This window comes from Enterococcus sp. DIV0240d (assembly GCF_051711245.1).
Classification (GTDB): domain Bacteria; phylum Bacillota; class Bacilli; order Lactobacillales; family Enterococcaceae; genus Enterococcus_D; species Enterococcus_D casseliflavus.
The window spans coordinates 1,875,570-1,896,727 of record NZ_JBIOMG010000001.1 but is presented as its reverse complement, the minus strand read 5'-3'; the positions used below and the strand labels follow the sequence as shown (position 1 = coordinate 1,896,727).

General features: G+C 42.9%; 19 protein-coding genes. 5 read left to right on the top strand and 14 right to left on the bottom strand.

Annotated elements, in window-relative coordinates; all coding sequences use genetic code 11:
• Positions 1 to 39: 39 nt before the first annotated feature.
• Positions 40 to 1,875 (bottom strand): translation elongation factor 4, encoded by a 1,836-nt coding sequence (lepA, locus tag IGJ25_RS08845; RefSeq protein ID WP_074535928.1) that lies wholly within the window; start codon positions 1,873 to 1,875, stop codon positions 40 to 42.
• A 145-nt stretch (positions 1,876 to 2,020) separates the two neighbouring features.
• Here lepA and IGJ25_RS08840 point away from each other — a divergent pair, with 145 nt between their 5' ends.
• From IGJ25_RS08840 to IGJ25_RS08825, 4 genes are all read left to right on the top strand, one after another.
• Positions 2,021 to 3,235 carry a GNAT family N-acetyltransferase gene (locus IGJ25_RS08840; RefSeq protein WP_005226022.1) on the top strand — a complete coding sequence of 405 codons (1,215 nt, stop codon included), beginning with the start codon at positions 2,021 to 2,023 and terminating at the stop codon, positions 3,233 to 3,235.
• A 51-nt stretch (positions 3,236 to 3,286) separates the two neighbouring features.
• Positions 3,287 to 3,772 (top strand): nucleoside 2-deoxyribosyltransferase, encoded by a 486-nt coding sequence (locus tag IGJ25_RS08835; RefSeq protein WP_010748216.1) that lies wholly within the window; start codon positions 3,287 to 3,289, stop codon positions 3,770 to 3,772.
• Positions 3,773 to 4,438: a hypothetical protein gene (locus IGJ25_RS08830; protein WP_225000808.1), complete on the top strand. Its 666-nt coding sequence runs from the start codon at positions 3,773 to 3,775 to the stop codon at positions 4,436 to 4,438. It begins immediately after the preceding gene.
• Positions 4,439 to 4,714: 276 nt separating this feature from the next.
• A complete protein-coding gene (locus tag IGJ25_RS08825) occupies positions 4,715 to 4,900 on the top strand; it encodes a hypothetical protein (protein WP_005226019.1) in 186 nt (61 codons plus the stop codon).
• A 61-nt stretch (positions 4,901 to 4,961) separates the two neighbouring features.
• Here IGJ25_RS08825 and lepB read toward each other — a convergent pair whose 3' ends face one another.
• The 4 genes from lepB to clpB form a co-directional block, all read right to left on the bottom strand.
• Positions 4,962 to 5,531, bottom strand: a complete 570-nt coding sequence (lepB, locus tag IGJ25_RS08820) for a signal peptidase I (RefSeq protein WP_081117043.1) — start codon at positions 5,529 to 5,531, stop codon at positions 4,962 to 4,964.
• Positions 5,532 to 5,697: 166 nt separating this feature from the next.
• Positions 5,698 to 6,651 carry an ABC transporter ATP-binding protein gene (locus IGJ25_RS08815; RefSeq protein ID WP_005226017.1) on the bottom strand — a complete coding sequence of 318 codons (954 nt, stop codon included), beginning with the start codon at positions 6,649 to 6,651 and terminating at the stop codon, positions 5,698 to 5,700.
• Positions 6,648 to 8,189, bottom strand: a complete 1,542-nt coding sequence (locus tag IGJ25_RS08810) for an ABC transporter permease/substrate-binding protein (protein WP_438779249.1) — start codon at positions 8,187 to 8,189, stop codon at positions 6,648 to 6,650. The genes IGJ25_RS08815 and IGJ25_RS08810 overlap by 4 nt, the downstream gene beginning before the upstream one ends.
• A gap of 167 nt (positions 8,190 to 8,356) precedes the next feature.
• Positions 8,357 to 10,960: an ATP-dependent chaperone ClpB gene (gene clpB / locus IGJ25_RS08805; protein WP_225000807.1), complete on the bottom strand. Its 2,604-nt coding sequence runs from the start codon at positions 10,958 to 10,960 to the stop codon at positions 8,357 to 8,359.
• Between the two features lie 309 nt (positions 10,961 to 11,269).
• Here clpB and IGJ25_RS08800 point away from each other — a divergent pair, with 309 nt between their 5' ends.
• Positions 11,270 to 12,796, top strand: coding sequence for an ABC-F family ATP-binding cassette domain-containing protein (locus tag IGJ25_RS08800; RefSeq protein ID WP_225000806.1), 1,527 nt, complete (start codon positions 11,270 to 11,272; stop codon positions 12,794 to 12,796).
• 38 nt (positions 12,797 to 12,834) lie between these two features.
• On the opposite strand, the gene IGJ25_RS08795 is transcribed toward IGJ25_RS08800, so the two are convergent.
• From IGJ25_RS08795 to IGJ25_RS08755, 9 genes are all read right to left on the bottom strand, one after another.
• Positions 12,835 to 13,866: a lysylphosphatidylglycerol synthase transmembrane domain-containing protein gene (locus tag IGJ25_RS08795; RefSeq protein WP_225000805.1), complete on the bottom strand. Its 1,032-nt coding sequence runs from the start codon at positions 13,864 to 13,866 to the stop codon at positions 12,835 to 12,837.
• Between the two features lie 27 nt (positions 13,867 to 13,893).
• On the bottom strand, positions 13,894 to 14,166 hold the full coding sequence (locus tag IGJ25_RS08790; protein ID WP_010748207.1) for a DUF1294 domain-containing protein: 273 nt from the start codon (positions 14,164 to 14,166) through the stop codon (positions 13,894 to 13,896).
• Between the two features lie 33 nt (positions 14,167 to 14,199).
• On the bottom strand, positions 14,200 to 15,108 hold the full coding sequence (locus IGJ25_RS08785) for a diacylglycerol/lipid kinase family protein (RefSeq protein ID WP_159160594.1): 909 nt from the start codon (positions 15,106 to 15,108) through the stop codon (positions 14,200 to 14,202).
• Positions 15,109 to 15,207: 99 nt separating this feature from the next.
• On the bottom strand, positions 15,208 to 16,440 hold the full coding sequence (pepT, locus tag IGJ25_RS08780) for a peptidase T (RefSeq protein WP_438779248.1): 1,233 nt from the start codon (positions 16,438 to 16,440) through the stop codon (positions 15,208 to 15,210).
• Positions 16,441 to 16,451: 11 nt separating this feature from the next.
• Positions 16,452 to 17,570, bottom strand: a complete 1,119-nt coding sequence (locus IGJ25_RS08775; RefSeq protein ID WP_280115273.1) for a Nif3-like dinuclear metal center hexameric protein — start codon at positions 17,568 to 17,570, stop codon at positions 16,452 to 16,454.
• A complete protein-coding gene (locus tag IGJ25_RS08770) occupies positions 17,567 to 18,262 on the bottom strand; it encodes a tRNA (adenine(22)-N(1))-methyltransferase (RefSeq protein ID WP_015509637.1) in 696 nt (231 codons plus the stop codon). Before IGJ25_RS08770 ends, IGJ25_RS08775 begins: the two co-directional genes overlap by 4 nt.
• Before the next feature lie 95 nt (positions 18,263 to 18,357).
• The gene (locus IGJ25_RS08765) at positions 18,358 to 18,819 is read right to left on the bottom strand and encodes a hypothetical protein (protein WP_225000804.1); all 462 of its coding nucleotides are present in this window, start codon (positions 18,817 to 18,819) and stop codon (positions 18,358 to 18,360) included.
• Between the two features lie 26 nt (positions 18,820 to 18,845).
• Positions 18,846 to 19,775 carry a primosomal protein DnaI gene (gene dnaI / locus IGJ25_RS08760; RefSeq protein ID WP_005226006.1) on the bottom strand — a complete coding sequence of 310 codons (930 nt, stop codon included), beginning with the start codon at positions 19,773 to 19,775 and terminating at the stop codon, positions 18,846 to 18,848.
• Positions 19,775 to 21,151, bottom strand: a complete 1,377-nt coding sequence (locus tag IGJ25_RS08755) for a replication initiation and membrane attachment family protein (RefSeq protein WP_438779247.1) — start codon at positions 21,149 to 21,151, stop codon at positions 19,775 to 19,777. Before IGJ25_RS08755 ends, dnaI begins: the two co-directional genes overlap by 1 nt.
• Positions 21,152 to 21,158 lie beyond the last annotated feature (7 nt).

Here is a 21,158-nt window from a genome sequence, read left to right as displayed (position 1 = left end):
TTTCATTTTATTCCTCTTACTGACATCCGTCAAAACAGATTATTTCTTCGGTTCGTCCTCATCCATTTTCAGAACGGCCATGAAGGCTTCTTGCGGTACTTCGACGGAGCCGATTTGTTTCATCCGCTTCTTCCCTTCTTTTTGTTTCTCTAGGAGTTTGCGTTTTCGAGAAACGTCACCGCCGTAACATTTCGCCAATACGTTTTTACGCAAGGCTTTGATGTCGGAACGCGCAACGATTTTTTGTCCGATGGCTGCTTGGATCGGTACTTCAAATTGTTGTCGTGGGATCAGTTTTTTCAGTTTTTCAACGATGGCTTTACCGCGTTCATAAGCAAAGTCACGGTGAACGATAAAGCTTAACGCATCGACTTTTTCAGTATTCAGCAAGATGTCCATCTTCACTAGCTTGCTAGTTCGGTAACCAGACATTTCGTAATCGAGTGATGCGTACCCTTTGGTGCTGGATTTCAATTTATCAAAAAAATCAAAGACGATTTCCGATAGTGGGATCTCATAAACGACGTTCACTCGATAATCATCCAAGTAATCCATCGTGACAAAGTCTCCCCGTTTGCGCTGGGACAATTCCATTACAGCACCGACGTAATCATTAGGCACCATGATTTGTGCTTTGACGTAAGGCTCTTGCACGTTGTCGATCGTGACTGGTTCAGGAAATTCTGCTGGGTTATCAACGACGACCATTGAGCCATCTGTCTTGTTGACGTGATAGATTACGGATGGTGCAGTCGTAATCAACTCAAGGTTAAATTCACGTTCTAGCCGTTCTTGCACGACATCCATGTGTAATAGGCCTAAGAAGCCGCAACGGAACCCAAATCCTAATGCTTGAGAGGTTTCTGGTTCAAATTGCAATGCTGCATCATTCAATTGTAATTTTTCCAATGCTTCTCGAAGGTCGTTGTAGCGTGAAGTATCGATTGGGTACAATCCGCAATAAACCATCGGATTCATTTGACGATAACCAGCTAAGGCTTCTTCTGCTGGATTGTTGGCTAATGTCACCGTATCCCCGACTTGGGTATCTTTAACGGTCTTGATGGCAGCAGTGATATACCCAACATCGCCCACCATCAACGCATCTCGTTGAATGGCTTTTGGTGAAAAGACACCAACTTCCGTAACATCAAAGGTCTTGCCATTGCTCATCATTTTGATTTTATCTCCAGGTTTGACCATCCCGTCCATGATACGGACGTTTAAGACCACCCCACGATAGGAATCGTACACGGAGTCAAAGATCAACGCTTTTAGCGGTGCTTCAATATCACCTGCGGGAGCTGGGACATACTCAACGATTTGTTCCAAAATGTCTTCGATCCCAATACCTGCTTTGGCACTTGCTAAAACAGCTTCACTGGCATCGATACCGATCACATCTTCGATCTCTGTTCGTACTCGCTCAGGATCGGCAGCTGGCAAGTCTATTTTATTAATGACTGGTAGGATCTCTAAATCATTGTCTAACGCCAAGTAGACGTTTGCCAATGTCTGTGCTTCGATCCCTTGAGCTGCATCAACGACGAGCACGGCGCCTTCACAAGCAGCCAAACTGCGGGAAACTTCATAGGTGAAATCGACGTGCCCTGGGGTGTCGATCAAATGGAAGATGTAGGTTTCGCCGTCTTTGGCGGTATAGTTAAGTTCCACGGCATTTAATTTGATTGTGATTCCTCGTTCACGTTCAAGATCCATGGAGTCTAATAGTTGGTTTTGCATTTCTCGTGACGTCACCGTATGGGTTTGTTCCAAAATACGGTCCGCCAGTGTTGATTTCCCATGGTCGATATGGGCGATAATGGAGAAATTACGAATCTTCTCCTGTCGTTTTTTCATTTCTTCTATGTTCATGGATACGTTCCTCATTTCTTTTAGTCAGCTTTTCTATTATACCAACGAAACGCCAATAGATAAAGTATTTTTCTTAACCGTTATTTAGACATATTCATTCAGGTTTTGCTATACTAGAGCTAGCAAATAAATTGGAGTTGAAAGAATGGACAATAATTTTCATCAAAATCTACATATTCGAGCGGTGGAAGAAAAAGACGTTGATCAGTTCAACGAACTGTTAAGCTATGTTTTTCAGATCACTGAATCGGATATTGAAGAAAGCGGCTATGAGAGCAAACGGGAAATGATCAAATCTAAGCGCCCGATCTTAGAGCTTTCCAAGGTCTTTGGCTGGTTCAATGAAGACAAGTTGATCTCGCAAATCGCCGTTTATCCTTGTGAAGTCAATATACACGGCAAATTGATCAAAATGGGCGGAGTGACCGGTGTTGGGACCTACCCTGAGTATGCCGGGCATGGCCTGATGAAAGACTTGATCAAGCTTGCCTTAGAAACGATGCGGGAAGACCAGCAATGGATCTCCTACCTTTACCCTTATAATGTGCCCTACTATCGTCGCAAGGGCTGGGAGATCATGTCCGACAAGCTGACCTTTAAAATTCGTGATACCCAGCTTCCGAAAACCAAAGAAGTCCCTGGGATCGTAGAGCGCAAAGAAGTGGATGACCCTGATGTCTTTACTGTCTACAACCAATTCTCCCGCGACAACCATGGTGCCTTGCAGCGGACCTCTTTTCACTGGGAAGAGTATTGGCGCTATGAAAATGAAGAAGAGCGCACCGCGGCTGTCTATTACAATGCCAGTGGTCATCCGACTGGTGTACTTTTTTATTGGGTAGCCGAAGAAGTCTTCCATGTAAAGGAAATGTTCTACTTGAATCAAGAAGCCCGCAATGGTCTTTGGAATTTTATCTCTGCCCATTTCTCAATGGTTTATTGGGTCAAAGGAGACATTTATTCAAATGAACCCCTGTCCTTCTATTTGGACGATAGCCAAATCAAAGAAACCATCGAGCCTTATTACATGGCGCGGATCGTCGATGTTGAACAGTTTTTGAAAAACTTCCCATTTGAAGCCTTCCAAACACCCTTTCACTTTGTTGTTTCCGACCCAGTTGCCGATTGGAACAACGGGATCTTCGGTGTCCAATACAATCACGGGGAGATCGTGGTTTCAAGAGAAGCCATCGGAAAAGCGGTCCAGCTGGATATTCAGACATTGTCTTGTCTTTTGATGAATTACCGCCGCCCAGCTTACTTAGAGCGTGTGGAACGGCTAAATACCGATTCAGAAACACTGGCATTACTGGAATCGATCATCCCTGATATGGAAGCCTATTTCAGCGATTATTTCTAAACAATGAATCAACAAAATGTACAACTATGAATGATTAAGGAGTGTTTTTGAATGAAACTATATTTTGCTGCTCCCCTGTTTGCTGCTAGTGACCTGCGCTACAACGCCGAACTTGTTGCGTCGATTCGTCAGCAGTATCCGCAGCTGGAGATTTATTTACCTCAAGAAAATGCCGCGATCAATGATAAATCCGCCTATGCGGATAGCAAAATGATCGCTTTGGCAGATACCGAAAAAGTGCTGGAAAGTGATTTGATGATCGCATTGCTGGATGGTTTGACCATCGATGCTGGGGTTGCCTCTGAGATCGGTGTCGCTTATGCTAAAGGCATTCCTGTTTTAGGGCTTTATACGGATAGTCGCCAACAAGGTGCCGACAATCAGCAAAAGCTGGCAGCATTACAAACCGTTGCGGAAAATCAGTTCCACTATGTCAATCTTTATACGGTGGGTTTGATCAAGCTAAACGGGGAAATTTACTCCTCTGAAGCAGCCCTTTTAGCTGGCTTAGCCGACTATCTTTCGGAGGACAACTAAATGGGGCAAAATTATCAGCGACTGCAAAAGGTATTCACTATTTTTGGTATTCTCGTGTTTTGTTTTTCTTTGTGGGAATTTTTCCGTGGTGTCTATCCGCAAACACAAGGATTGATTTTCCTCGTCCAAGCCTTGCTTGGGATTTTATTGATCTTCGTCCCAGAAATGAGTAAAAAGTTCTTGAAGATCCAGCTACCAAACGCCACCGTCTACTTTTATTGGTTTTTCTTGCTGATCTCTGTATTTATGGGGACGATCTTACATTTGATCGAAACCATTGCTTTCTGGGATAAAATTCTGCATGCGGTAAGTCCAATGGTCTTGACGGCTGTCGGCTATGGATTGATCTGTCTGCTACTGAAAGAAGTCAAAGTTTCAAATGTCTCTCCCTGGTTATTCTTACTGATGGGCTTTGCTTTTGCTGGCTTGTGTGGTATCTTCTGGGAGTTTTGGGAGTTTATCTGCGATTCTGTTGGTGGAATGAACCTCCAACGTTATGCAACCTTAGATGGTACTCCGTTTATCGGTCGTGAAGCATTGATGGATACGATGGGTGATTTACTGACCAACACGATTGGTGCTGCCTTAATGGGCGTGATCGCGTATGTGCAAGGTCGAGGCAAACCTGATTACTTTGAAAGTTATCGGATTAAAAAATTATCATAAACGACCTTTAAAAGCTTGTTGAAACCATCGTTTTTCAACAAGCTTTTTTCTTTTGTTCTTTTATTCATAAAGAAAAATTTATAAAAATACTTAAATAACACATCTTGTTTTTATAGATTCGCTGTCTATCAAGGTTTGACCTTTCTTACACTTCCCTATAAAACGATTACATCCACAAAAAAATTCCCTCGTTTAATCATTTTTATTTCCCCAAAAAACCATGGTCTGTTATAATTACATTATTCATTTGACGTTGCGTCAGTAAAGGAGAGGCTTATGGTTCTAACAGTGTTTTTTATTTTATGCTGCTTGATTTTTTCATCGATCACCTATGCGTTCTCTAAAGATGCTCGAAAATTTGTCCAACCTTTATCAATCAAAATTATTTTTATTGCATCAGCTATTATTGCGGTTTGGACAATGTTCTTTTCAATGGTTGCATTTGTCGCTTGGGTCATCTAAAAAACATTCTTGTCAGTTGCGATCGTTTTCGCTGCACTGGCAAGAATGTTTTTTCTTTTGATTAAAATAGTTTGATTTGATTCAATGGCCAAAAGCGCAGCAGCACTTTCCCTTCCATTTGATCTTCCGTTACAACCCCGAAACTGCGACTGTCTCTAGAGATCAAACGATTGTCTCCCATCACAAAATAGCTGCCTTCAGGCACCGTTACTGAGAAATCTTCCGTAAACTGTTCCGCACCAGCGGCGATTTGCTGAAACATTTCGCGATAAGAATATTCGTCTTGTAATTGATCGTCTGCAAATTTCTCTTTAAACTCATCTAAATAGGGTTCTTCGTATACTTCTCCATTGATCGTTAGGACATCATCTTTCATCTCGATGGTATCACCGGGTAAACCAATCAACCGCTTGACAGCGATTTTACTTGGATCATCTGGTTCAACACATATCACGATGTCTTGTCGGTCATAGGAGGAGATTTTTGATGCAATCAAACGCTGTTTATCTGCCAACGTTGGGTCCATAGAATGGCCACTGACTTGAACTGGGGTCAGGACAAACAGACGGATGAGAACCACGGCGACGATAAAGAAAAGCAGTAACCAATTTTCTTTGAGGATTTTTACCATAGCTGCTCTTTCGCTCCTTTACTGCATCTTTTGTCATCGGCGAAAGCTTGTTCTGCCATTTTGACAAAAGATATCTTCCTCAATCTTACGTGGAATTTTTGCTTTGAGCAAGAGAAATCATCGATTTTAAAAAATTTATGATATTTCTCGTTGCGAAAAGAATCGTTTACGTTCGATCACGACTCAAGAAAGCAAACACATCTTTTCGACGTAGACTCCCTATCAGTTGGTGATTTTCTTCGATCACCAACGTCTCATGACTCGCAAATAAAGTATACAACTCATTTAATGGCGTAGATGCTGCAATTTTCGGGTCAGCTTGATTGATGTCATTGCTGAAAAAGTTCATCCGTATCAAATCTCCTGCTGTGACCAGTTTCGCTTCATCTTCCCCGGTTTCTTCAAAGAAGCTTTTCACAAAAGCGGTTTTTGGTTGTGAAACAATGACTTCTGGTGTATCGCATTGAACGATCTTCCCTTGATTCATCACAGCGATGCGCGTCCCTAATTTTACCGCTTCTTTCATGTTATGCGTGACAAAAATAATCGTTGTCCCAAGCTCTTGGTGCAGATCGAGGACTAGCTCCTGTAAGGAATTACGAGAAATTGGATCAAGGGCACTAAAGGGTTCGTCCATCAGAATGATTTCGGGATTGGCAGCTAATGCGCGCAAGATCCCGATCCGTTGCTGTTCTCCACCAGACAATTCTTTCGGCATTCGATGACGGTACTGCTCTGGGTCGAGTTTGACCTGTGTCAGCAAACGATCCACGGCTTCTGAGCGATCTTTTTTTGACCACCCTAACATCTCTGGGATCACTTCGATATTTTGTTTGACATCCATCGTCGGAAACAGAGCGATTTGTTGGAGAACGTACCCCATTTGCCAACGCATCTTTTGAATATTGTATTCTTTGATGCGTTTTTCTTTGAAGTAAATATCACCATCTGTCGGTTCTGACAACGCGTTGATCATCTTCAAAGTCGTCGTTTTCCCACTCCCAGAAGGACCGACCAAAACAAAGATTTCTCCTTTATTGATACTCAGATCTAATTGATCGATCACTAGTTTTTGATCAAACTTTTTACTGACGTTTTTAAATTCAATAATTGGTGTCATTCTTGTCCCTCCTTAATTAATCCTTCATCTATCAGGAAGGTACGTGCAACTTCTGCTGGATTTTTTCCTTCGACATTGACCTGATAATTCATTTCACTCATTTGTTCTTCGGTGATTTTCCCTGCCAACTTTTCCAATGCACGGACGACTTCTGGATGTTCCTCGGCAAAGGCTTCTTTCATCAAAGGGGCTCCTTGATAAGGTGGAAATAGTTCCTGATCGTCTTCTAGAATAACTAAGCCATATTGACGCAATTCACTGTCCGTGGAATAGGCATCCAATAGATTGATATCACCATTATTGATGGCTTGGTAACGCAATGCCGGTTCCATACTTTGGACACTTGGAAAATCTAGCCCATAAAGTTCTTGGATCCCCGCATATCCGTCCGTCCGATCAATGAATTCGAGAGTGAAGCCAGCTTTGATTTGATTTTCGATTTTCTTCAAATCAGAGATCGTGGTTAGTCCATTTTCCTCAGCAAATTCTTTTTTGACAGCCAACGCATAGGTATTTTGATACGCCATCGGCTGAAGCAAGGTCATCTCAAACTGATCCATCAATAGATTGACTGCTTCGGTATAGGTTTCGTCGGAGTCAAGGTTTTGACTCGCAAGCTCTTCTGGTACCTCAACTAAGCTCTCCAACACAGTACCAGTAAACTCTGGATATATATCAACTTGACCATTGTCCAATGCGCTGAATAAGAAAGAGGTTTTTCCAAAATTTGGCTCTAGTTCAACTTGGGCATCTGGGTCTTCTTGTTCAATCAATTCTTTGTACATGTTGATCAAGATATCAGGTTCAGACCCTAGTTTCCCTGCGATCGTAATGGTTTTGGGAGCAAAAAATCCGCTTTGTGAGAAGGAAACCCCACCAATCAGCAAGATGATTGCAGCCAACGTGATCAAGGTATAGCGGGGTTTTAAATGTTGCAGGTAACGAATCAGGGTACTGAAAACAATCGCCAACAAGGCAGACCCGATCGCACCAATCAACGTTAACTCAGGCGCATTTCGATCGATCCCTAACAAAATAAAGGAACCTAACCCACCAGCGCCAATCAAAGCGGCTAAGGTCGCTGTTCCGATGATCAAGACCAGCGCCGTGCGAATCCCAGAAATTATGACAGGCAAAGCAATCGGCAATTCGACTTTGATCAATCGGCGCATCCGAGACATACCAAATGCCGCAGCAGCTTCTTCGATTGATGGATCGATCTCCGAAAGGCCAATATAGGTATTTTGAAAGATCGGCAACAACGCATAAATAACTAGTGCGATCAATGCAGGTGGCGTTCCGATCCCCACGAATGGAATCAATAAACCTAACAGTGCCAGTGATGGAATCGTCTGTAACACACTCGTTATTTGTAGGCCGACTTCCGCTGCCCGTTTATGATTAACCAGCCAAATAGCTAAAGGAACAGCAATAACGATCGCCACGAGCAGCGCAATGATCGACAATGACAAATGTTCAAAGACAGCTGTCAGCAATTCCCCTTTTCGCTCATTCAACGTTTCAAAAAAAGTATTCATCTTTTCATTCCTCTCCTACTCCATAAGAACAGTATAATCGAAGTGCGAATTTCCTCCAAACAACAAGCAAGGGGAACTTTTTTGTCTTATGTTGAGCGACAAAAAAACGATGGCTGCCAATGAAATGGCAACCATCGTTTTGCATTTATCCATTTGTTCTCTTTTTATTATTCGGTCATTGGCGTATTTTCAAAAACCAGCTGATCGTTCAATAGTTCGATCGTGACTTGGGTCTTTGGTAAGACTCTGCCAGCAACGATTTCTTTTGCCAATGGGGTTTCGACTTCTCTTGTGATAAACCGACGGAGAGGTCGCGCACCATACGCTGGCTCATAAGCATTTTCAGCGATCCAGCGTTTGGCTTCTTCAGTGATCGTCAACAGTATATCTTGGACTTCCAGTCGTTGTGAAAGCTGTGCGATGATCTTGTCGACGATGCCTGTCACATCGTTTAGACTAAGCGGTGTGAATAAAATCGTATCGTCGATCCGATTTAAGAATTCTGGTTTGAAATGTCCTCTCAAGAGATTACGGACAGTTTCTGCGACAGTTTCTGGGATCGTCCCTTCTGCAGTCACGCCATCTAGCAAGACTTGAGAGCCGATGTTGCTGGTCATGATCAAGACGGTATTTTTGAAATCAACGACGCGTCCTTTTGAGTCTGTCAAACGGCCATCATCAAGCACTTGCAATAAGATATTGAAGACATCTGGATGGGCTTTTTCGATCTCATCCAATAAGACGATCGTGTATGGATTGCGTCGAACGGCTTCGGTCAATTGTCCGCCTTCTTCAAATCCAACATAGCCTGGAGGGGCACCGACCAAACGAGACACCGAATGTTTTTCCATGTATTCGCTCATATCGATCCGAACCATATGCTCTTCAGAGTCAAAGAGGTTGACCGCTAACGCTTTCGCTAATTCGGTCTTACCGACGCCGGTCGGTCCTAAGAACAAGAAGGAACCTAATGGTCGATTTGGATCTTGCAGACCAGCTCGGGAACGAATGACTGCGTCACTGACGGCATCGACTGCCTCGTCTTGTCCAATCACTCGTTGATGCAAGGTCTCATTTAATTTCAACAGTTTTTCTCGTTCGCCCTCCACTAATTTCGCAACAGGGATTCCTGTCAAGCGGCCCACGACTAAGGCGATCTCATTTTCTGTCACTGACTCTTGAACCATCCGAATGCCTTCGTCTTGGTTTTTTTCTTCCAATTCAGCGAGTTCTTTTTCCAGTTGGGGAATCGTCCCATGACGAAGAACAGCTGCCCGTTCCAAATCATAGTTATTTTCAGCATCTTCCAACTCATGCTTGGCTTTATCGATCTCTGCCCGTTTATTGGAAACTGCATTGACTTCTTCTTTTTCCGTTTCCCACTGCATTTTCATGGTATTGACTTCTTCACGCAATTCCGCCAATTCTTCTTGTAAAATGCCTAAACGTTTTTTCGATGCATCATCAGATTCTTTTTTCAGTGCGGCTTCTTCGATCTCCAATTGCATCAAACGTCGAGTGACCTGATCGAGCTCGGTAGGCATCGAATTCATTTCTACCCGAATCGTGGCACTTGCTTCGTCGATCAAATCGATGGCTTTGTCTGGTAAAAAGCGGTCCGTGATATACCGATCAGATAAGGTCGCAGCAGCAACAAGCGCATTGTCATGGATATTGACGCCATGATGGATCTCGAACCGTTCTTTCAAGCCACGTAAAATCGAAATCGTATCTTGAACGGTTGGTTCCTGTACCAGCACTTTTTGGAAACGACGTTCCAAGGCTTTGTCCTTTTCCATGTATTGACGGTATTCATCAAGGGTGGTTGCGCCAATCGTATGCAATTCTCCCCGTGCCAGCATTGGTTTTAGTAAGTTTCCAGCATCCATGCTGCCTTCCGTCTTACCAGCACCTACAATATTGTGGATCTCATCAATAAAGAGAATGATCCGTCCATCGGCTTTTTTCACTTCTTGTAAGACGGCTTTCAAACGCTCTTCAAATTCACCTCGGAACTTGGCACCTGCGATCAAGGCACCCATATCCAGAGAAAAGATCGTTTTGTCTTTTAGGTTTTCTGGGACGTCTTTTCGCACGATCCGTTGAGCCAATCCTTCAACAATGGCTGTTTTACCAACCCCCGGTTCACCAATCAAAACGGGATTGTTTTTTGTTTTCCGAGAAAGGATGCGAATCACGTCGCGAATTTCTTCGTCTCGTCCGATAATGGGGTCCATTTTTCCGCTGCGGACTTGTTGGACCAAGTCAACGCCGTATTTTTCTAATGCTTTGTATTGTTCTTCTTGATTTTGTGAGGTCACACGATCCCCTCCTCTTAATGTTTCGATCGTTTGCTTGATTTCTTTCGCGGTGATTCCTTGTTTCTTTAAATACACCGTCAATGGATGATTATTCAATTTCATCAACGCATAAAGGACGATTTCTGTGGAAAGATACTCGTCTTGAAATTCATTTTTTAATTGATCTGCCTCAGACAAAAGATGAAACAGATTTTGACTCATGGATTGACCATAACGAACATTTCCTCCTTCAACCGAAGGCAGTTCATCTAGTAGCTGGTCGACTTCCTTTTCAAATGCATCGACATCAAGGCCTGTATCCGTATAAAAATTGCGGCCGAATTGATTGGCTTGCAATAAAATCTTCCATAAATGCGGAATATCGATTTCTTGGTGGTGACGCGTCATGGCAATCTGCTGTGCTTCCGCGATGGCACTCTGTAATGTAGTCGTCATTTTTTCTGGGTTCACACTTTTCCCTCCCAAAATGGTAGTCAGAAAAATTAGTACACTGCAAGCAGCATCCTTTTTTCTACTCTTCTATTATACAATATTGGTCAGTAATGGTCAAAAGATTTCCCTCGAAGATCAAGATTTTTTTCAGTATTCTTTCATGAAAATTGACAGATAGGAAGCCGCAATGGTATGCTAGGTCCTGATTGGTCAGGAACAATCGATTTTCCTGATCCTTTTGATCGCTCTTTGGCGATAGTTATTCAGTAAGATTATCTACTTAGCTGTAACGTCTACTGTTTACAGCTTTTTTATATGGAGGAAACGATGTTAACATTAACGAATATTAGCCAACAATTTGGCGACAAATTGCTTTACGAAGATGTTTCCGTTCAAATCAACCGTGGGGAAAAAGTCGGGTTGATTGGACGGAACGGCGCCGGCAAAAGTACTTTAATCAAAATCATCACAGGAGAAATTCTCCCAGACGATGGCTTTGTTCAATTTCCGAAAAATTTGAAAATGGGCTATTTGGATCAATATGTCAATGTTGATGAAACGCAATCGATCCGTGATTTTTTGCGCTCTGCCTTTGCAGAAGACTTCGAAAAAGAACAACAGATCGCAGATCTTTATACTGCTTATGGCGAAAGTCTTGACGATAAGCTTTTAGAAAAAGCCGGCGAATTGCAAAATCAATTGGATCAAGGAAATTTCTACCAAATGGATACATTGATCGATGATTTAGCAGAAGGATTAGGTATTTCGGTTCTCGGCATGGATACCCCCCTTGCTTCCTTAAGTGGTGGTCAACGCTCAAAATTGATCTTAGCAAAAATGCTGCTAGAAAAACCCGACATGCTGATTTTAGATGAACCGACCAACCACTTAGATGATGAGCATATCAAATGGCTGGTTGAGTTTTTACAGGACTTTACTGGTACCTACTTAGTCGTTTCTCATGATCGTCAATTCTTGAATGAAATCACGACCCATATCATTGATATCGAATTTGGCAAGCTTTCTAAGTATACGGGGAATTTAGACAAAGCATTAAAGCTAAAAACGCTGAAAAATGAAAGTTATATGAAGCAATACGAAGCACAACAAGAGCATATCAAGAAAACCGAAAGCTATATCCGTAAATACAAAGCTGGTTCTCGTTCAACAATGGCAAAGAGTCGTGAAAAACAATTGGCAAAAATCGAACGTTTGACCCCACCCCAAGATGTCCCTAAACCGCATCTAGGATTTGATTTGGCACCGATCGTTACGACCTTGGCATTAGAGACGACCAATCTAGTGATCGGTTATGACCAAAAGCCTTTACTATCGCCAATCAACCTAACGATCCGCTATGGCGAAAAAATTGCGATTCGGGGATTTAATGGGATCGGTAAATCGACGTTGATCAAAACAATACTTGGTGTGATCCCTGCAATTGAAGGAACCGTTTCTTACCCACAGCATACAAAGTTTAATTACTTTTCTCAAGATCTTGACTGGGAGTATCCATTACAGACGCCTCTGCAATACCTCGAGGATCTTTTCCCAAAGGCAACCAACAAAGAATTGCGACGACAACTTTCTCGTGCGGGATTACCTAGCCAGCTTGCTCAAGAGGAATTGAAATTATTAAGTGGTGGCGAGCAGACAAAAGTGAAGTTAGCTGAAATGATGTTGATCAAAAGCAACTTTTTGATTCTTGATGAACCGACCAACCATATCGATCAAGACACGAAAAACAATTTGGAAGAAACCCTGGCAGCTTTTCCCGGAACCGTTCTGATCGTTTCCCATGAAGCTGAATTCTATGAATCCTTTGTTGATCGGATCATTGATTTGAAAGACTAAAAAAAACGCTTATCCTCTACTCGAAGATAAGCGTTTTTTTAACTTTCCACTTTTTCTTTTCTAAGCTCTGTCAGCTCTTGGCTAATGTCTTTGCGCTTTTCTTTCATTACATATGCAAAGCCAATAATGAATGGCCAAATGAATGTCGCTAAGCGATACAGCAGCATAGAAGATGCTGCATCGACTGTGCCGACTAATGGACCAAAAAGCAGCATATAAATAAATTCAAAGGAACCGATCCCTGCCGGTGTTGGAATCACTCCGGACAAGACGACGGCAAAGCTGATGAAGGATAACGTCAACAAGAAATCGATCTCTGGGTGCTGCACGACAAGAATCACATAAGGGATCGCGTACCAAGGCAGCATCTTCAAAAGATTCCAAAGATAGATGCGTAAAAAAGCGGTCCGGTCGGTAATGATTGCATTGACCGTTTCTCGCAAAGAATAGATCTGGGTGTTGCATTTGTCAACGATTCCTCTTAATGTCGCACTTTTGAACAGCTTATTACTGACGATCACAAAAAAGACTTGAATGTTGATACTGACAGAAAGTGCCAATAAAGCGGCAATGATCAAAAAGACGAGTACGATCCCCGCCAATATCACCCAAATCATATTCGGCGCATTGTCATAGAATAACGAGAATTGAATGATCAACCCAGCGATCGCATAAGTCAATATGGCAAACTTATACATCACCATGTGTAAGGTGGTGACCCCAACCCCTTGTGACAACTGCAAACCATTTTTACGATAAAAATTCACCTCTGAGATCAAGGTGCCCGCGCCAAACGTCACGATCCGATAAAACCCACTGTAACAGACGGTTAGAAACCCCGCCTTGGTGGTGAATTCCGGTTGAAAAGTCACTGCGATCTCTTTAACTGTTCGTCCTTCAATCACTAGGTACAATGTGCCAAGCCCCATAACCAGTAAGACGACGAGAAAGCTGGTCTCTCTTAGCCCCGCTAAAATTTCCATCATCGAGTTACGGACAAAAAAATACATCACACCCAGAATGCCTACTAGTAAAAGTAAATTAAGGGCGAACTTCACTTTAGTTTTCATATTAACTCCTTGCTTGTTAAACCGAATTTATGCAAAAAAGACCATCAGCAGGATAGCAAAAACGGTGCCGAAAGCAAAAAAGAAATAAAACTTCTTCTTTCTTGTTTTGTGGCGAAACACGCGTTGCGCGATCAAACCGCCTAATCCGCCGCCAATCGCCCCCATAAAAAGGAGATTTGCTTCGGGAACCCGCCAACCTTGTTTTACTGCCTGATATTTATCATAACCCATCAGACAGAAAAGATAAAGATTGACTGCAATTAAATAAAACCACAATGGATTGTAAATCAGTGCATCCATCCATTTCCTCCATATGATTGATCGTAGGGACCATTATTTTGATTCTTGTGCTTCCTCAGGTACCAACATCGTCAACCCGTGCTTGATGACTTTCATCTCGATTGGCAGATCATCCGTTGGATCGCCGTCGGTCCGAGTATGAACCGTTTTTTCTTTCGCTTTGATCGAGACCTTTGCGGCAGTGAAGTATTCAACACTTGGTACTTTGGCAATTCTACCCCGAATAATTCTTGGCAAATACAAAATAAACCGTAAAATATTCAATTTTGGCAAAAGAATAACATGGAACAAGCCATCGTCAGGTTTTGCTTCTTCATCAAAGTTCTTAAACCCACCTGCTGAATTCGACATAACGATCGTCAGTAATTGACTTTTCCCCTGCCATTTCCGTTCGTCAGCAATGATTTCCAATTTGTATTGTTTCTTTTTGATCAACAGATGAATGAACCGTTTCATAAACGCCAACGGACCGTACTGTTGTTTTTCTTCTTGGGAAGTTGCGGCGGCGGTATCTGCCAAAAGACCAATGGTCATCGTCGAGATCATTACTTGATCATTGACCATCCCATAATCGATCGGACGTTCAACCCCTGTTAAAATATTCTCAAACGCTTCTTCTGGCTTGACTGGAATACCCAACATTCGAGCGAAGTTATTTACCGTTCCTCCAGGAATGATCCCGATCTTCAGCTCATCCAGCTTTTCTTTGAATGTTTGCAGCCCATGATGGATCGTGCCATCTCCGCCGATGATCACAATCGTATCGACTGCGTGTTTTTTGGCAGCCTCTCGAACGTCTTTTGGATCCACGTCTGGATTTGAGGCCTGCAAGAACGCTTGATGCTCATCGCCTTGTTCGTTCACATAGGCTTGGAATTTTTCTGCTGTTTCTTTTGCTTCACTTTTCCCCGCTGTATCGTTGTATAATACGAGAATTTTCATCCTACTCACATCCTAATAAAAGGCCGGGCCTTACGCAAGACCTGCGTGAAGAGTTCCCAGCCCTAAAGTTATTCTTTTCTTTCAATGAAGAAGCTGCTGCTATGCTTGCGCATTCAGTTCGGCGATTTTCACGATCACATCGGTCGCTTTCATCATTGATTGTAGTGAGACGAACTCATAACGTCCATGCATATTTTCTCCACCAGCAAAGATATTCGGGGTTGGAATCCCTAGATAGGAGATTTTCGAGCCATCCGTACCACCACGGACAGGTTCTGTCATCGGTGTGATTCCAACTGCTTTCATCGCATCTTTCGCTAAATCAATGATGCTCATATCTTTTTCGATGATTTCTTTCATGTTGTAGTATTGATCATATAGATGTACGTGCACTCGTGGTTCATCAAAGCGGGCATTCAAACTTTCTTGAACCGCTAATAATTGTGCTTTTCTTTCTTCAAAACGACTCCGATCATGATCTCGAATAATGTATGCCATTTTCGCTTCTTCTACTGAACCACTAAGGCTCATCAAATGGAAGAACCCTTCTGTCCCTTCGGTTTTCTCAGGAACTTCATCAGCAGGTAGCGCATTTTGAAAATCGACTGCTAGTTGCAAGGCGTTGATCATGGTGTCTTTAGCTGTTCCAGGGTGGACATTCTTTCCTTGGATCGTAATTTCAGCTTGCGCCGCATTGAAGGTTTCGTATTGCAATTCTCCTACTGGACCGCCATCCATTGTATAGGCAAAATCAACATTGAAATCTTCCACATCGAATTTATCGGCACCAACACCAATTTCTTCATCAGGTCCAAATGCGACTTTGATTTCCCCATGCTTGATCGTTGGGTTTTTCAGTAAAATTTCCATGGCTGTCATGATTTCTGCAATACCTGACTTATCATCAGAACCTAATAAAGTGGTACCATCAGTAGTGATCAAGGTTTCGCCAGCATAATTTTTTAAATTCGGAAAATCTTTTGTGTTTAATGTGTATTTTCCTTCTTTATCTAATTTAATGGTCGATTCGCCATCGTAATTTTCGATGATCTGCGGATCAACATTTTCTGCATTAAAATCGGCGGTATCCATATGGGCGATAAAACCGATGGAGCGCACGTCATGATCGACGTTACTTGGTAATGTTGCGATCACGAAACCATTTGATTCATTGTAATGAACATCGCTTAACCCTAGTTCTTCAAGTTCTTTTTGCAGTTCTTTAGCAAACGCGACTTGTGTTTGGGTGGAAGGTGTTGTGGTGCTTGTCGCATCTGAGCGAGTTACTGTTTTGACATATTTTAAAAAGCGAGGCAATAAATTTTCGTACATAAAAGATTCTCCTATCTATAGTCAAATGGATTTGTTGAAGTGGTGGAAGGAACAAAGGTCACAGCCCAGTTCTCTTCTGCTTTCCACTGATTGAATTTCTCAATAAACCGAGGAATACATTCCTTTTCGATGTTGTGCCCTGGATCGATCCCGATCAACCCATTGGCTTGCATGTCATGGGCGAAATGGTAACTGATATCGCCAGTGATGTACACATCCGCTTGATGGCGTAAGGCATCGGAATAAAACGATTGACCACTGCCGCCACAAATGGCGATTCGCTGAATTTTTTCAGGTGCATTAGGAAAACTGACAACCCGTAAAGCAGTCAAACCAAACCGCTCTTTGACACGTGCGACAAACTGATCAATGGAAAGAGGCTCAGCGAGGTTGCCAACCCGTCCGATTCCATAGGTCTTCGGCAAATTGTCTAAGGCATACAGATCATAAGCTGGCTCTTCGTAAGGATGAGCAGCGATCATTGCCGAAAGGACCTTTTTCTCGATCGTTTCTGGAAAAATGACTTCGATTTTCGCTTCTTGCACCTGTTCTTCTTTTCCGATCTCACCGATGGCTGGATGCGCCGCTTGCTGTGGTGTAAAGCGACCGGTGCCAATCAATGAATAGCTGGTGTTTTGGTAATTGCCTTGCTGACCAGCACCAGCTTTTCCTAATGCCTTTCGCAATGCTGGTGCCGATTCAACAGGTGTAAATACAGCTAGTTTCTTCATTTTTACTTGATGGGTTTGCTTCAAGTACGTATCTGGTTCAACTTCTAGCAGTTCACAAAACCAATCGTTCAAACCGTCTTCAATAATATCCATATTGGTGTGGGCGGCGTAAACGGCGATATCATGCTTGACGAGATCCATCAACATCTTTTGTTGCGGATCATCGGTCAGCAAGCGGTTCAAAGGGCGAAAGATCGGTGGATGTTTCGCGATGATCAAGTCGATCTTTTTCTCGATGGCTTCGGTTACCACTTCTGGACGGACATCAAGGGTCATCATGACTCGCTCGAGGGGTTTGTTTAATGTACCAACATGCAGACCAACAGGATCGCCTTCTTCTGCCAACCATAACGGGCAGTATGCTTCAAAGCGTTTGATAAATTCTTGACCAGAAATCATGCCAGTACCTCCTTGATCCATTCGATTTGTTCTTTCAATTCATTCATTTTCTCAGCAGGTGGTTCTTTGGCTTTCTCTAACTCTTTGACCACTCGTTGACGCTGCTTCAATTCATGCTGCCATTTTTTATAAAAAACTTGATTTTTTTCTTTTAATAAAAAGGGACCAAAAAATAATTGCTGGGGCGTGTACGTCGCTTTTCCAGTTTCCGCAACGATGATTTCGTAATTTTTGTCATTTTCTTCTAACAGCACTTCATGAATGATCGTAAAATTGTGATCAACGAGCCATTCCCGCAAGGTTCTTTCGCCAACATTCGGTTGTAAGATCAAACGTTTGACCCCCGCTAAGCGATTTTTTCTGCTGCCTTCTTCTAAAATAGAGCGAATCAAAGTCCCCCCCATTCCAGCAACAACAACCGTGTCGATCTTATCTTCCGGCTGAACAGCGTCCAATCCGTCTGCTAAGCGCACCACGATCTTCTCTGTTAGCCCGTTTTTACGTACTTGTTTACTGGCAGAATCATAAGGTCCTTGAACGACTTCTCCAGCTACAGCATAAGTGATTTTGTTCTGCAGCATCAATGCCACAGGTAAATAAGCATGGTCGGAGCCGATGTCGGCGATACGTGCTTGGTCGGGAATTTGTTCGCCCACGCAAGCCAAACGATCCGATAATGCATGTTCGTTCATATTGTCACTCCTTCTTTCGTAGTATAACACGCTTTCCATAAATAGAAAAAAATGTGCGTCTTGACTGTGGTGCCATTGCCAAGGCGCACATTGCATTAATCGTTCACTAATTCAACCTTTTGAATCGAATTACCAGGAATTTGCTGTGGGATCGACATCGTCATGATCGGGACGCCTCGCAGCGACACTTGGACTTTGTCTCCTTCAACTAACTCCTCGATCTCTCCTGAATAAGCCTCGATAGGGACATGGAGAATGACCCCATCATTTTGAAAACTTTGGACGACTTGATCCTCATCTTCAACTGCCGCTACGTCTTTCAAGAATAATTGAAAGGTATCATCCGAACCTGCTCGGGCATCTTCTTGGATAATACCAGTAAAAACCGTCGTTGTTTCGCTCTCTGAAGAACTATTGGTAACGGAACTAGCATTCTCACTTGATTCAGAAGGCGTGTTATCGCCACTTGATGCATTGTTGTTTTCGGGACTGCCACAAGCCGTTAACAGCAACACTGCTGCTAAGGACAAGCCTAGAATCACTTGTTTTTTCATCATCTTCTTCCTCCAGTAATGGTCATTTTTTAGGCATCATTTCGTCGATTTTTGCCCGTCATTTGGATCTCTTGTGTCAAGTAACGAATACGCTCCATAATACGTTTGGCTTTCAATGGTTCGGATTCGCCGCGTTGCGTTACTGAAAGATGCTGCTCCAACTCATGCATGGTAAAATTCGAGGTAAAGAACGTCGGGAGTTGCTCTTGCATTCGGTATTGTAGAATCACACCGAAGACTTCATCACGAATCCAACTGCTCATCGCATCCGCACCGATATCGTCCATCATTAAGATTGGGGCTTTTTTCACTGCATTCAGCTTATCCCCCACCTGGTCTTTGCCAATTGCTTGTTTCATCTCTACTGCAAATGTCGGGAAGTGAACCAATGTCGTCGTGTAGCCTGCCTCCGCTAAATCTCTGGCGATCGCGCCAAGCAGATAGGTTTTTCCGATCCCAAAACTCCCCACAAAGTAAAGTCCTTTATGAAACTCCTGTGGATTGGCTGTCAACTCACTAATAAAATCAACGGCAGCTGCGATGGCCTCCATTCGGCCAGGCGTTTGCTGATAATCTGCAAAACTTGCTTCTTGTATATCTTTAGGCATATCCATCGCTTTGATGCGGCTGCGAATTTCTTCTTGTTTCTGATATGCCAGTAGTTCTTTCGTTGGTACATAGGTGACGTCAATAAAATGAAAATTTAACGCTAAGCGCGGCTCATAGCCCGGTGCGATCATGGATGGATCATTGATGCGGAATTTCCGCTTTTCTTGGACGAACTCATACAGTTTCGCATAGCTTTTTTGAATATCTGCTTCGGTCAATACCTCTTCATTTTCGGCAATAAACGCTTTGACATCAGGATCTTGTAAAACCTCTGCCATCATTGCTGAAAACTGATCACGGTAATTGCGTTTATCCAATAGTTTTCCTAAGTTTTTCCCTACATCTTCCATTACTTGTCACCAGCTTTCTTATGCAAGTAGTTTTGCAGTTTTTTATCTAATTCTGCTTGTCGCTCTGGCGTTAAGGCTGTCTCTTCCACTGGTTTTTCAGCCCAAGAAGGCAGCTTTTCTTCGCGAATGATTTTTTTGCCGCTGGTTTGTGGTCGGCTGCGTTTTTCCTTGGCACTTCGAACAAGGCTCCGAACATGTTTGATGGCATCTTCTGCCGTGCCAATTTTTAATTCTGACCACTGGGCGGCGATATTGTTCACATAATTTCCTGACAAGGCGGCATTGTTTTGGACCACCAAGACATAATGAACCAGAACATTGATCACACTATTTGGCAATGGTGACCGTTCGACAAGGCTCTTGATCAGCCATTGTTCTGAATCCGTCATGAAACTGTTTTTTTCCGCTTTGATCGCCTTGAGAAAAGCGATCGGTGCATTGTTCTCACTTTCTTGAATCAATAAGACATCATTTTCTGAAAAACCATGCTGTTTTAAGGTATTGAAGCGGCGCAACTGACTTTCCGCTTGGGGATCTTCTCTTTTTGATGTTTTCGTAAATGTTTGTCGTGATTTCTTCATGATGGCTTGTTCCAGCTTTTTCTGGTCGACCTCGCCTGTTGTCAAAGAAACATTGTCCGCCATCAAATCCAACAATTCCAACACATCATAGCCATATAAAGAATGGTATAGAACTAACTTTTGTCGAAAACTTGGTGTGAAATTAGCGGCACGGATATACCGACGCTGCGCTTCATATAAAAGAAAGTCCCAATCCAACTGCTTTTCATCAAGCACCAAGTTCGCATTGGTTTCTTGAAAGGAATCACTGACTGCCTGTAACGTTTCTTCATGTGAAGCAAAACGTGCGGTATTTAACCCATAGGCGGCTGAGAAGGATTGGGTCACTTCCTGATAATCGGTCAAGGAACACTGCTTTGGTTGATACAGCTTGACCAGCTGATCAAATTTACGCTCCCCGACTCTTTCCAACAACAGATAGGCATACAATTCATCTTGAAAAAACGCTGCTGGATGGACCGGTTCTTGCAACCAATACAGATACGAGCTCCCGTTTTGAGCATCTGCTTTCTCATAAGACTTTAGCAAGCCGATGCCCTCTAAGTTTTGCTTGGCTTTTATGAAGCGAGGCATTCCCGCATTCATGGCATTCAAGATATCTAGATGCACGGTCGTCATCGACTCCTCGCCAGAAAAGCTTTGGGCTTGGACATCACTTGCGAGTGTCAAATACAACGCTAAAGCATCACTTTCAATAATTGGTTGATACAAATAAATGAGGGCGTCTTTCCCTTCCGTTGTAAGTGGACGGCTTTTGAACACTTTGTACGATTGATTCGGTAAACTATTGCCCACTTGTTGT